General features: G+C 35.9%; 9 protein-coding genes and 8 tRNA genes. 2 read left to right on the plus strand and 15 right to left on the minus strand.

Annotation, left to right across the window (positions count from 1 at the left end; translation table 11 throughout):
- Positions 1–90: 90 nt before the first annotated feature.
- The 13 genes from SPD48_RS00005 to acpS all read right to left on the minus strand — a co-directional run bounded on the left by SPD48_RS00005 (position 91) and on the right by acpS (position 5,238).
- Positions 91–164, minus strand: a tRNA-Ile gene (locus tag SPD48_RS00005).
- A gap of 13 nt (positions 165–177) precedes the next feature.
- Positions 178–251 (minus strand) — tRNA-Gly (locus SPD48_RS00010).
- A 75-nt stretch (positions 252–326) separates the two neighbouring features.
- Positions 327–409 (minus strand) — tRNA-Leu (locus SPD48_RS00015).
- 58 nt (positions 410–467) lie between these two features.
- Positions 468–540, minus strand: a tRNA-Lys gene (locus SPD48_RS00020).
- Between the two features lie 129 nt (positions 541–669).
- Positions 670–744 (minus strand) — tRNA-Gln (locus SPD48_RS00025).
- 43 nt (positions 745–787) lie between these two features.
- Positions 788–859, minus strand: a tRNA-Glu gene (locus SPD48_RS00030).
- A 6-nt stretch (positions 860–865) separates the two neighbouring features.
- Positions 866–956: transfer RNA gene (locus SPD48_RS00035), tRNA-Ser, on the minus strand.
- Positions 957–959: 3 nt separating this feature from the next.
- Positions 960–1,034: transfer RNA gene (locus SPD48_RS00040), tRNA-Asn, on the minus strand.
- A gap of 658 nt (positions 1,035–1,692) precedes the next feature.
- Entirely contained in the window at positions 1,693–2,061 is a 369-nt protein-coding gene (locus SPD48_RS00045; RefSeq protein WP_336255997.1) for a type II toxin-antitoxin system PemK/MazF family toxin, read from the minus strand.
- Between the two features lie 4 nt (positions 2,062–2,065).
- Complete coding sequence (locus SPD48_RS00050; RefSeq protein WP_442962083.1) at positions 2,066–2,350, minus strand: antitoxin; 285 nt, start codon at positions 2,348–2,350, stop codon at positions 2,066–2,068.
- Positions 2,351–2,441: 91 nt separating this feature from the next.
- Complete coding sequence (gene alr / locus SPD48_RS00055; protein ID WP_336255999.1) at positions 2,442–3,554, minus strand: alanine racemase; 1,113 nt, start codon at positions 3,552–3,554, stop codon at positions 2,442–2,444.
- 153 nt (positions 3,555–3,707) lie between these two features.
- Positions 3,708–4,736: a LolA family protein gene (locus tag SPD48_RS00060; RefSeq protein ID WP_336256000.1), complete on the minus strand. Its 1,029-nt coding sequence runs from the start codon at positions 4,734–4,736 to the stop codon at positions 3,708–3,710.
- 145 nt (positions 4,737–4,881) lie between these two features.
- Positions 4,882–5,238, minus strand: a complete 357-nt coding sequence (gene acpS, locus SPD48_RS00065; protein ID WP_336256001.1) for a holo-ACP synthase — start codon at positions 5,236–5,238, stop codon at positions 4,882–4,884.
- Between the two features lie 179 nt (positions 5,239–5,417).
- On the opposite strand from acpS, the gene SPD48_RS00070 reads away from it, so the two are divergent.
- Entirely contained in the window at positions 5,418–6,188 is a 771-nt protein-coding gene (locus SPD48_RS00070) for a rhomboid family intramembrane serine protease (protein WP_336256002.1), read from the plus strand.
- A gap of 117 nt (positions 6,189–6,305) precedes the next feature.
- A complete protein-coding gene (locus SPD48_RS00075) occupies positions 6,306–7,166 on the plus strand; it encodes a cytochrome c oxidase assembly protein (RefSeq protein WP_336256003.1) in 861 nt (286 codons plus the stop codon).
- Between the two features lie 50 nt (positions 7,167–7,216).
- Here the strand turns inward: SPD48_RS00075 and SPD48_RS00080 are convergent, their stop codons facing one another.
- Together SPD48_RS00080 and essC are read right to left on the minus strand one after the other, a co-directional pair.
- Entirely contained in the window at positions 7,217–8,365 is a 1,149-nt protein-coding gene (locus SPD48_RS00080; RefSeq protein ID WP_336256004.1) for a thiolase family protein, read from the minus strand.
- 332 nt (positions 8,366–8,697) lie between these two features.
- A complete protein-coding gene (essC, locus tag SPD48_RS00085) occupies positions 8,698–13,152 on the minus strand; it encodes a type VII secretion protein EssC (RefSeq protein ID WP_336256005.1) in 4,455 nt (1,484 codons plus the stop codon).
- Between the last annotated feature and the right edge of the window lie 22 nt (positions 13,153–13,174).

Here is a 13,174-nt window from a genome sequence, read left to right on the forward strand (position 1 = left end):
ACTCATTACCTCTCTAAGAGGCAACTTCTCAAGTATAACACTTATTAATTTCGGTGTCAATACTTTTTCGTTTCTTTTTTTGAAACGATATGGGCCTGAGTGGACTCGAACCACCGACCTCACGCTTATCAGGCGTGCGCTCTAACCAGCTGAGCTACAGGCCCATGTTAAAAAGTTTGGAGCGGGTGATGGGGATCGAACCCACGACATCAGCTTGGAAGGCTGGAGTTTTACCACTAAACTACACCCGCTTGTTTTTTAAACACAAGAACTAATATATCACATTCAAAAAAAGGTTGCAAGTACATTTTTAAAAAAGTTTTGTATGCGGTCGAGAGGACTTGAACCTCCACCGAGTCTCCCCGACTAGGCCCTCAACCTAGCGCGTCTGCCATTCCGCCACGACCGCAAGACTTGCAATTCAATTGTCCTAAGACTATTGAATATTCTACGAAACAAAAAACAAGTGAGCCATACAGGACTCGAACCTGTGACCCTCTGATTAAAAGTCAGATGCTCTACCACCTGAGCTAATGGCTCGTGTATCTATTCGATGTTTTACATTTTATAAGCAATTATAGTCATACATCTCATTCATTTGCATTCGTTAAATATCAAAGAATAGAGCATCCATTTAAAACTCTAAAAATCACAGATAAAATGAATTCATGGCTGGGCTACTAGGATTCGAACCTAGGAGTGACGGGACCAAAACCCGTTGCCTTACCGCTTGGCTATAGCCCAATCATTTCTGATAAAGCTTACCTATTATTCAAATAGATAAGAATGACCCGTACGGGATTCGAACCCGTGTTACCGCCGTGAAAGGGCGGTGTCTTAACCACTTGACCAACGGGCCAAAAAATGGCGGAGAAGGAGGGATTTGAACCCTCGCGTCGCTTACGCGACCTACGCCCTTAGCAGGGGCGCCTCTTCAGCCTCTTGAGTACTTCCCCAAATGGCTCCACAGGTAGGGTTCGAACCTACGACCGATCGGTTAACAGCCGATTGCTCTACCACTGAGCTACTGTGGAATATGTTTAATATAGAAGTTTAATGAGGTGTTAGTTAATAAATCAGTGCCTTGTTATATTACTGCACTCATCACAAACCTATTCATATTCATCGAACTAGTTATCATTTGTTACTGCAAAATTACAGCAGCAAGAATTAATATACATTATTTTTTAAAGGTTGTCAACAGACAAATAAAAATTATTTTTTATGTATTTTTAACTTCTTTAAATCTAACATGCAGAGCATAGTGTAGTCAATTTTTTTGTTGTTAAAATAAAAAAATATCTTCAATTAATATTTACGTTTATTTTTCTTCCTTATATACTATTCCGAAACGATGGTTTATTAAATAAAAGGATAACTTCATTTCCATTAGCAACTATAATAGTGTTAGTAGAAATCACACATCATATTTTATCCTTTTTTGGCATGATTGAATTTCTGTACCATAACGTCGAAAAACATTTATTCAAAAAATCTTCCGAAAAGTATCGGAGGTTTTTTAATATATATAGAAGAAGTCTTCTTAATAAAGTAAGTATCTCAGAAAGTCAGTAAGGAAATTTCTCTCTAATTGTAACTATTAGAGATCTTTGATAAAACTCATATTCCATCCACCTATTATTGCACAAAATAAAAACTCCCTCATATTATATAATTCAAGGGAGCCTGCCATTATTGGTCATCATATAGACTTTTAAAACCTAAACCTAGGCTTATTTCCAAAGCATGATTTATTTCTTTCATTGTATCTGTATCTAGTTTCGTTATTTTATCTGTTAATCGTTGCTTATCTAATGTTCTAATTTGTTCTAGTAGAATAACCGAATCACGTTCAAATCCATGTTTTTCAGCTCTAATTTCAACATGGGTCGGTAGTTTTGCCTTTTGGATTTGGGCGGTAATTGCAGCAACGATAACAGTTGGACTAAATCGATTACCGATATCATTCTGGATAACCAACACCGGCCGCACGCCTCCCTGCTCAGACCCTACTACCGGTGAGAGGTCAGCGAAATATACTTCGCCCCTTTGAACGATCAAATCGCTACACCCCGATCACTAAGCGGTCTGAGGTAATTTTAGCCTCCTCTTCAGCTAAAAATGCTTCCGAACAAAGATTTAAATTAATTCTGGCCATCTCTTCATAGCCTTTTTGCATAGACTCATGAAGTTGACGAATTTCTTTTTTATATTGGACATAATTTTTCGTCGCTTGATAAATTAAGTCATTAATATCCTTATTCTCATGCTTTGCCATTCCATCCACCTCAATGAATAGATTTTTTGGTAATCTGACTAAGACTTCCTCTAACCTGTCTGGCAACACCATACACCTCCGCTGATAGTTAAACGACCTATGAAATTCTTCTTTAATAGTATCATTTTACCTACCGAATTGCAAAAGGAAATAGTCACTTTTTTTATACATAAACTCGTGGGATTCGACTTGTCAGCATACATGGTATCTCATAATTAATTGTATCTAAATGGTTCGCTAGATCATCCATTTCTATTATAGCACCGTTATTTTCACCGATTAAAGTAACCTTTTGACCAACTTCATATGGTTGATCTAGTTCTATCATCATCACGTCCATACAAATACGACCAACAATAGGCATCTTTTTTCCATTTAATAATACATGAAAGTCCTGCAAGCTTCTTCTCCATCCATCTCCATATCCAATTGGAACAGTTCCTATCCATGTATCCTTTTCTGCACAAAAAGTTGCTCCATAGCTAACACATTCACCGGCTATTATTTTCTTCACCTGAATTAATTCACTATGCAATGACATTGCCTGTTTTAAATCTACTGAATTTAATCCTCTGATCGGAATAGATGGATACAAGCCATACATTGCCACTCCAAAACGAGTATACTGGTGCATTTTATCCGGATATTGAATACCTGCGGCACTATTACCTATATGGGTCATTAGTGGTCCTGGATGAAGCGTCGCAAGAGACTCTAACATTTTTTCATATCGTTTACACTGCTCCTCGAACAATTCAGATCCTATTTCGTCAGCAGTTGCAAAATGAGTATATGCACCTGTGAGCTTTACATTATCCATATGTCGAACCATCTCAACGATTTCTTCTAATTCATTCAACGTACAGACTCCTGTTCGATTCATTCCCGTTTCAAATTCCACATGAAGATCTAATGTTTTTTCAAATTTATCATTATCAATATTTTTCAACCAGTCGATTTGAAATACAGAAAGGGTAATGCCTAGATTTGCAGCTACATAAGCATATGCTGGTGGAACTCTTCCAATGACTAAAATAGGTGCTTTTATTCCATTTTCTCTTAGTTTAACTGCTTCTTCTAAGAGAGCCACCATTAAAAAGTCTACACCTACATTGAGCGCTGTTTGGGCAACTTGAACACTTCCATGTCCATATCCATTTGCCTTTACTACGCCCATTATTTTTCGTTTATCAGGGAGTAATTTTTTTAGTTGTTGTATATTATATCCAATTGCCTCTAAATTTATTTCAGCCCAAGTATTTCGGTATTGTTTCATATAGTTACTCCTTTCAACACGGCCATTAATAATTGTAGTTCTGCTTGAATTCTACTCTATAATTTTCTATATTTCAACCCCATTGTAAGCGTTAGCAAATCCGTAGACAAACAAAAAAAGCAGACCCTTATTCAGAGACTGCTCAAAATGCGCTTATTTTATTTCTTGCCCTTCAATGGACGAGGCGACATCAATTAGTTCTTCCATTGTCATGTCTTCACTTGCTAAATAAAAATTGGTCCCGTTATAGTTCCATTCGATCGTATTATTAGTGATCGCTCCCACACTGAATCCTAAGTTTACAACGTCTCCAACTACCTCCTGCACCATGTCTCCTGAAGTCGGAACAACATCTGTTCTTTCTTGAATAAGGGTAAAGTTCCGTTCGCCTTTAAATGTCATGATTACACGTTCTCCCTCATCGATTGTTACCTCTTGCTTTTCAACTAATTCAGCACCCAATGTTTTTAATGGATACATGACAGATATTTCTTCTAATTGGTCCATATTAGAAACTGACGTATCAGCCAATGTCTCTTCAAGAATAGCCTCTCGATCAAAATCACTTTTAGCAAAGTCTGGATTCATATCCATGCCGTCAAAAGTAACTTCTACGAGAACATTTTTATCTTTGTCCATAATTTTAACCCCTGTTGGTGTATAACTTTTCTTATCGAAGGATACTTCTTGATAGGGTAGGTTCGTTGAGTTTTGATAGTTAGTCTTTGTTAAAAAAACATAATGAGTTTCTGTATCAGTAAACGTTGCTTCTTTATCGATTAAAACATCATTGACTAAGGATTGATATAAATATGGCTGACTGCTATTCTCCGGCCAGTCAGTTTGAAATTTAAAACTTTTTTTGAGGGCAGGAGTTAATACAAATACTCCTTCCTCATTTTTCAAGATAACTTGCCCGCCTTCCTCTTCCTCATTTTCAAGTCCGACTCGATAAAAGTCCTCTTGTCCTTTTTTATACCAGACATCTACCTCATAACTTCTTTCTTCTTGTCCTGTTTTCATCGTCATTTGTGCCTCTACTTTGTAACCGTTCATGTCACCTAATGTTCCTTCAATTTTTTTAATGACGCTTTCTTGGGACTTACTACCGCACCCTGCAACCACTAACGAAAGTAGACCGATAAAAATTAGCAATGTGAAATGCTTTTTATTTTTCGTCATACACCTATCCCCTTTGTCTCATATTCGCTAAAAAGGACTGCTCTGTTTTTTAACAAGAACTCCTTCTCACCTGCACTAAACTATATGAGACAAGTTTTACATTTATGCAAAAGTTATTTTATTTATCAAGGATAAAAATCAATGGTTACTTAGTGATGATAATTTGTGCTACAGCATATTCTTTACTATGGGAGATAGAGATATAAATATTCTTTGACTCGTATCCTTCCACATAGATAGTAGGAGCTCCACTTGAATTTGAGACTATTTCAATATGCTGGAAACTTAATTTACCAATTCCAGTTCCTGTTGCTTTCGCAAATGCTTCTTTTGCAGCAAATCTACCTGCGAGATATTCAATTTTACGATGGTGCTGTTTAAACGAATGGTAGCGTGCCTGCTCACGTTTTGTTAGAATGCGCTCAATAAAACGTTCATTTCGTAATACAGCATTTTTTATTCTATTTAGCTCAATAATATCGATTCCAATTCCATTTATCATATCTATTCATTACCTTTCGAAAAAATCACTTCTTATTTAACTTCATTTCAAACTGCAATTCAAATACTTTTTATATGTTTATTTAGTACCTACACACTTAATACTAATCATTATACATGACTTCATGTTTTAGAAGGATTATATTATAAATCAAAGCTATTTAAAACGGAGAGGATAATATGTTTGTACGTACAGAACGAAGTGTTAAAGATTTTATGCGTTTTTATCCGATCATTTCCATACTCGTTGCCATTAATCTTCTACTTTGGTTAATCATTGATGTTTTGCACTTACCTATTGGTTATACAATAATTAATTGGGGAATCGGTCATAATCTGTCTGTATCACAAGGAGAATATTGGCGATTAATTACCCCTATTTTTTTACACGGTGGCTTAGGTCATGTAGTATTTAACTCCTTTGCGCTTGTTTTATTTGGACCAGCTCTTGAACAAATGCTTGGTAAAACAAAATTTATTTTTGCTTATTTCTTCACTGGTATAGCAGGAAATGTTGGTACATATATAATTGCTCCTGTATCGATCACTCCACATTTAGGTGCATCTGGAGCCATTTACGGTTTATTAGGAATTTATATCTTTATGAGCTTGTTCCGGAAAGATTTAATCGACCGGGGTAATGCTCAGATAGTAACTGTCATATTTATTATGGGATTGTTCATGACTTTTGTTCAACCAAACATTAATATTGCAGCACATATCTTCGGTTTTATTGGCGGGTTTGCTCTTGGGCCCATTATTTTGATTAATACGCAACCTTTTTCTATGGAACGGAATCTATCCCGTCAAAAAAGAAACGGCAGAGATGTACAATTTAATCCGAATAGATGGAGTAGAAAAAGAATTCTCCCTAGAGGTATAAGCAAATATATTTTATGGATTATTTTGGGTTTACTCGCCTTATTAGGATTAATGAGCCGTTTTTTCTGACAAAATGATCACTTACCCATCTTGATTTTGCGAATTAATATTCATTTGTTAAAATAGATAGAGTAGCGTATTGCCACTGTATAAAAATAACTACTAATAGAAGTGGTGGTGAATATTTTGTTAGATTACTTACTCGAGCATCATTCCCTTTATACGTTATTTAAGCTGCATTGGATTCTTATATTAATAATCATTGTTTTTCTTTATAATAGAAAATTAGTCAAGTCACCTATTTATCCAGTCTCAGCTAGCCAAAAGTTTTACTTTTACACTGCAATCATTCTTTTTACAGTTGTAAAAGCTACACCATTAGATGTCATTGCAACCCATTATTTATTTAGTGCCCATGTTTTACAACTTACTCTAACTTACTTTATAGCAATTCCTTTATTTATTTTAAGTTTTCCTGTTAATTTTCTGCGTCAATATATTTGGAATCATCGTACTAAATTTGCACTTAACATCCTAGCTCACCCTTGGCTAACACTAATTACTTTTAATGGATTGCTGACGATTTATCTTATCCCAGCTGTTTTCAATATCGTTCATACAAATATCGTTCTATCTTTTATCACACAGGTTATCTTATTTGGAAGTGCTATTTTTATGTGGTGGGTCATTATCCATCCGGTTCCAGAAATAAAAGGACTCGATTATTTACTTCGGGCACTCTATATTTTCTTAGCTTCACTTGCACTCTTTCCAATTGGATTTTTTTATGTCATTATTCAAAACGCTCACTTTCCAGTGTATATTCCCGTTGAAAGAGAATTAATTCATGCCTTAACTTCGATTTACGATCAACAGTTAGCTGGAGGAATTTTAAAAGTATTACAATTAGGAAGTTATTCTTTTGCCTTATTAATTTTATTATTTAAATGGGGAAAACAAGAAGAAGCGAAAGAAGGACAAGTAGAAGAAGAACATATTCGATATGCACGTGGGGTTGTAATCCATTTGGACAGAGATAAAAAATAACGATAAAAAAGAAGCTTACAAGATAGCTTCTTTTTTCGTTTATTTTATTTTCACACCCGCTCTATAATGGTCGCATTCGCCATTCCCATTCCCTCACAAATAGCAAGTAAACCATATTTACCATTAATCCGTTCTAATTCATTCATTAATGATACAAATAGTTTCGTTCCTGTAGCACCTAAAGGATGACCTAAAGCTATTGCCCCTCCATTTACATTTAATTTTTCAGGGTCTACTTTCATATCTTGCAGCCAAGCAAGGGGGATTGGTGCAAAAGCTTCATTTACTTCGAAACGGTCTATATCTTCTATAGAAAGCCCCGCTCTTTTCAATACTAATCTTGTCGCTTCTATTGGTCCAGTTAACATTAAAGTTGGATCTGAACCAATAACTGTACGAGCAATAATTTTAGCACGTGGCTTTAATCCTAACTCATCTGCTTTTTCTCGAGACATAAGTAAAACGGCACTTGCCCCATCGCTCATTTGACTTGCATTTCCTGCCGTAATTTTACCATTTTCTTTAAATACGGACTTTAACTTACCTAAAACTTCTAATGATGTCTCACTTCTTGGGCCTTCGTCTTGTTTAAACAGATAGGGATCCCCATCTTCTCCTTCTACTTCAATTGGAACGATTTCATTGTCGTAATGCCCTTCGCTCATTGCTTTTAGAGCTAGTTGATGACTTTTTAAAGAAAACTCATCTAATTCCTTTCTTGAAAAACCCCATTTATCAGCAATCATTTCAGCGGAAATTCCTTGATTTACAATCTCATGTTTGGAAGTAAGTTTTTCACTAGGTTTGGTATTTCCGATGTTTGCAAACATCGGGGCTCTTGTCATACTTTCAACTCCCCCAGCAATAATAATATCCATATCACCTGAAGCAATCGCCTGGGAAGCAAAGTGAACCGCTTGCTGACTCGATCCACATTGACGATCAATTGTTACTCCCGGGACAGACACTGGAAATCCTGCAATTAAAGCAGCCGTTCGAGCAATATTCATCGCTTGCTCGTTAACTTGCGTCACGCAACCGGCAATCACATCCTCTACAGCAGATTTATCTATCCCTGCACGACGCACTACTTCCTCAAGTATTACTGCAAAAAGATCATCTGCCCGGTAATGGCTCAACGCACCATTTCTTCGCCCAACAGCTGTACGACAACCTTCAACTATAACAACTTCTCGCATACTTACACCTCTTTTTTTCTTCTACCATTATTATACAATGTTACCTTCCATTATGAAACCGCTTTAATAAAAGCATTCTAACGATGTAGTTTCTCAACAATGAATTAAGCGAAACGTCTAAGTAAAAAAGCGAATCTAGGAAATTAATATAACGAATAGTATCCAATCCTTCCCCCAAAATGGACAATCTTAGAAATAAAGTAACGAATAGCGTCTAATCGTTACATAAAAATAAGAAAAATCCGAATTGATTCAATACAAATATACTGAATCAGCTTTCGAATTTTTCTTTACAAAAACACTTTTATAAAACCTTTCAACTAAACAAAATCTTATTTTGGTATTTTTATTTTCACATGCTGATGATCCATTGCAAAATAACACTCATAGGCTTCTGGTGATTTTTCATTTGAAATAAATCGTTGCTTGAAGATGTCCTGATCCCCAAGACGCATATTAACTAAGCCTGCTAATGCCTGACTTCTTACAAACTTAGGTATTTGCTCATAACTTTGCCCAAGATAACTGTATTCACTGCACATAATTAGATGAATACCAAATTTAGCGGCCCCCATAAGACTTGTCATTTCCTCATTCGTAATCATACTTTGTTGACAAAAGTCTTTAAAATTAGCAATCATAATTAGCCACTTTGGTTCATCTGTTTTATTCTCTACTCGATATTTCACTTCGCTTAACAAGTCATTCTTTAAACCTACTAATTGATCAGGCTGGGTAATATATGCATCTAATTGCTCGCCGATTTTCTCCAGTTTTTGTTCAGGCGAATCGAGTAGCATTGTCTTATACACTTCTTTTAGTAACGTCATATTCTTACCGAGGGCAATTTGGACTTTTTCGATCCGATCAAGTCTGTCACCAACTGCGATTAAATGACCATATTTATTAAAATCAAATGGTAATGGAGATACATCTTCAAAATCAAGCCCAAGCGGCAACATATTTTTTTTAAGTAATTTCTTAGTAGCCTTCATTTCTTTATATTTATTAAACTCTATCACACCATCCGGCATCATCGGTATTTCTTCTGGTCGTTCACCATCCCAGAAAGCATCCATTTCTTTTGCTTCGCTTTGAATACCTTCAATGACCTGTAAAGTGTCCTCTCCTCTATTTGGAAGAGCAGTTTGGAAGACAGTTGGTTCTTCAAGCTTAATCAACCCCCGACCAGGAATTTCTTCAATTTCAAGCTGTGTACGGCCAACGATCGAGCGAGTCTCGAGATCATCTATTAAGAATAGCGAGATTTGTGTTTTAATATTCGAATGAAGTGCCATCCTCATTACATTTTGTCTACTTCCACTAATAATTAAATGGATTCCGATACTACCGCCTTCTCTCGCTATTTGCGTAACGGACCGTTCAAATGACTCAACAAAATCAGCTTCTCGAACAGCATCATAATTATCAATAGCAAGTAAAATATGCGGTACTGTTTTACCACTGGCTTTTTCATACATATCCATAGTTGCTACGCCGTATTGACTCAATAACCGCTTCCGGTCTTTGATTTCTGCTTCAAGCCTTCTAATTAACTTTTCTACTTTTTCGTTTTCATCTATTAATAATATATCTGCTATATGTGGTAAATCTTTTAATGGTAAAAGGCCATTCGTACCGAAGTCTAACAAATAAACATGAAAATCCTTTGGACTATGAACCCGAGCAAGGTCAAGAACGACCGTTTGGATAAATGTTGATTTACCATACCCTGGACTGGAGAAGACAGCGAGATGTCCGTCTTTCGTTAACGGAATTTCTAACACGCGCTGATCTTGCTCATCCGGAAAATCACCTAAACCGATTATAGGACGTAAAGGTTCTTTCTCTTTAGTCCAATTTTCTTTAAAGTCACGTGCACATAAATCAGGAGCAAAGATATTCGTCTCTAATGGTGGCAGCCATGGACTTGGAAGTTCTTTAATATGTTGTTCTTTTGTAAATGCGTCTATATAGTCAATGATCGCTTCAAGTTCTGTTTTTGTCTTTTCAATCTCTTCCTTTTTATCCAATCCACTTAAATCTTTTGTTAATATGTCATATTGACCTAGCTCATTAATAGCATATAAAGTTGTATCGACTAATTCCGGATCATCCTTATCCAGTTTGTAATCTGCACCACTCCATGCACTTTGAAACAGTTCGTAAATTTCATTGTTACCAACTTGAAGATAAGCGCGGCCCGGTAAGGTAATTTCTGCGGCATCTGGAGTCTTTAATATTTCATTCGAATCGCCTGCATCTTGAACTTTGAGTGCAAGCTTAAACTTTGAGTTTGACCAAATTTGGTCATCAACAACACCAGTAGGTTTTTGGGTCGCTAAAATTAAATGAATTCCTAATGAACGTCCAATTCTCGCAGTAGAAACTAGTTCTTTCATAAAGTCGGGCTGTTCTGCCTTTAGCTCAGCAAACTCATCTGATATTAAAAATAAATGTGGCATTGGATCAGATGTTTCTCCCTGTTTATACAACTTTTGATATTGATTAATATGATTTACATCATGTTCACCAAATAATCTTTGCCTTTTTTTAAGTTCAGCTTTAATAGAAGCCAATGCCCTCATTGATTGTGCCCCATCTAAGTTGGTTATGGCTCCTAATGAATGAGGTAAATCTTTAAATAAATTTGCCATTCCCCCACCTTTATAGTCGATGAGCAGAAAGGCTACTTCATATGGGTGAAAATTAATTGCAAGAGATAGAATATACGATTGGATAATTTCTGATTTACCTGACCCGGTTGTACCAGCAACCAATCCGTGTGGCCCGTGAGCTTTTTCATGTAAATTTAAATAGACGATATCATCTTTTGCCCTTAATCCGAGTGGGACAGCTAACGTTTTATACGTTTCATTCTGCGCCCAGTACTCCCTTAAGTTAAACTCTTCAACTCGTTCAACACCATACATTTCCAGGAAAGTAACCGCTTCGGGGATCGAGCTTTTTAAACTTTGTAAATGATTTAGTGGAGCAAGCGATCTAGAAATATCTTCTTTATTAAAATGTGACGGAAAATGATCTGGAATAAACGCTTGATTCACTAATTCCCCCTCTTCTAATAAAACATTTCCGCTTTTAGAGTCACGGATATCAATTACTGTATCTACATGTTCTGGCAAGGATTGCAATACATCCTGAACAAAAACAAGGGAAACACCAAGCTCCCTAGGATCTTCATTAAAAAACTCCATAATCGTATGATCTAATACTATTTTTTCATCAGTAATTAAAACGACATAATGTGGTGTAAAATAATGTTTTTCTCTTGAATCTTGTTCAGAGAGATATAGTTTTCTTTCTTTTAATATTTGATACAAAGATGTAAGCACTTGGTCTCGTGAACGTTCATGATAAACGAAACCACGAACATTTAAATCTTTCAGTCGTGCATGAGGTAACCATCGCATCCATTCCCATTCCGACTTCTCTTCTTCTGGAAAGATAACGATAAATTGTAACTCATGATAACTGTGAAAGAAAGCAGTCTGCATGACCATCAACTGCAATTGTTCCAATACTAAGGTTCGTTGGCCGATATAACCGACCGGACCATTCATCAAGGATGCAGTAATTGGAACAGACTCCATTTTTTTAAACCTACGATGCAAATGCCTAGCTTCCTTTACTAAATCGTCCTTTTCCTGAGTAAATTCTTCTTCATTAAAGTCAATCTCAAAACTTGTATCGATATTTCCCAAGCCTACACGGTAATGTAAAAAATCATGATGAAACATTGTTTTTTCATAAATTCGTGCATCTACTTCTTTCGCCATTTCCTTTATTTTACTTACACTTGGAAAATGATAGTTTAATGCATGTCTCTGTTCCTCAGTAGCTTTAAATAATTCTTTTGTTTTTGTCTTTAAGTATTGTTTATAGCTTTTTGTTCTTTCCTTCATATCAATTCGATATTGTTTAGAGCTTTTAATATAGGAAGTTACCGATAAAATGACAGTTGTTACTGTCATTGCCAACATGACAATGATGAATATACCTCTTGGTTGAAAGATCGAAACTACTGCTAAAGCTCCAATCATTACAAGTGGAGGAATGATCGTTCTCATTAGCTGTTCGCTCGGTTTAGTTGGTTTTGCTGACGGTTTAGCAATTACCTTCTTCTCTTCAGGCTCTCGATAAATGATTCTTGGAGAGCGGTGATAATTTGGATATTCTTCATCATATACACTTGTCGATTTATTTAAAGAAACCAGATTAGAAAGGATCTCTTTATCTGGAGAAATAAACTGGATTTCACTATTTCCTATCGTCACTTTGACACCATCAAAAAAAAGATGATCCCCTACATCTACTACCGTTTCCTCATTTACCTTACTGAGATTATGAAAAACTTCTCCATTGTTTGAGTTTAATTGAAAAGGAGATGTAATATCATTACGCGTAAAAACCAAATCTATAGTAGTATCTGCTATCTGCACATCATCGTATGCATTGTGACCAATCGTGATGTTCAGGGCGGATGTACAATCAAATACATACATACTTTTTGGATCTAGCGCAATCAAATAGCACTTCATCGTTCTTTGTTCTACGGTAAATTCTAGATAGTCATTCATCTCTAACAATCTATCATTTACCATACAACTATCGCCATTCCAATTAACCGATATCGTTTCTATCAATCCCTCAAAGGTAACATCATTTGATAAACTATTTCCTATCGTTAATTCCGACTCTACATCTTGCGACAGAATACTTTTATGTAACTGATCATCATAACTAACTATCAATTCATATTGAGTCATCGTTCACTCTTCCTCCAGATTG

The organism is Pseudogracilibacillus sp. SE30717A, assembly GCF_037071985.1.
Lineage (GTDB): Bacteria > Bacillota > Bacilli > Bacillales > Amphibacillaceae > Pseudogracilibacillus.